At 60.5% G+C, this 734-nt stretch carries 1 protein-coding gene; it reads right to left on the reverse strand.

The window, feature by feature from the left end; genetic code table 11:
• Positions 1–734 (reverse strand): IS3 family transposase (locus tag ACX3P1_RS28245; RefSeq protein WP_459083129.1); only part of this gene is annotated, 734 nt, incomplete at both ends.

Below are 734 nucleotides of genomic sequence, written 5' to 3' on the forward strand. Positions count from 1 at the left end.
ATCTGGGCCTCCTTCAGCGTATAGAAGATTTCTCCATCGAGCAGTTCGTCGCGAAGCTTCGAGTTGAAGCTCTCGCAATACCCGTTTTCCCAAGGACTGCCGGGCATGATGTAGGCGGTCTTGGCACCGACGGTGGCGATCCAATCACGCAACGCCTTGGCGATGAACTCCGGGCCGTTGTCGGATCGAATGTGACCGGGGATGCCGCGCAGGATGAACAGGTCGGACAGAACGTCGATCACGTCGACGGCCTTTAGCCGCCGGCTCACCTTGATAGAGATGCATTCCCTTGTGAACTCGTCGATCAGGTTGAGCATGCGGAATTTCCTTCCGTTGTGGGTCCGGTCCTCGACAAAGTCGTAGGACCAGACATGGTTGGGATACTCCGGTCGCAACCGGATGCAGGAACCGTCGTTCAGCCAGAGGCGGCCTCGTTTGGCCTGCTTTTGCGGAACTTTCAGCCCCTCGCGCCGCCAGATCCGTTCGACCCGCTTGACGTTCACCACCCAGCCCGCATGGTGCAGCATCGCTGTGATGCGGCGATAGCCGTAGCGGCCATATTGGATGGCGAGCGCGATGATGTCGGCGGTCAAGGCCGCTTCATCATCCGGTGTCGTTGGAACCTTGCGCTGCGTGGAGCGATGCTGACCGAGAACCCGGCATGCCCGTCGTTCGGGAACGCCAAGCTCAGCGACAACATGATCCACGCAGGCGCGGCGACGCGCGGGGCTTAG

This window comes from Mesorhizobium sp. A623, assembly GCF_054489405.1.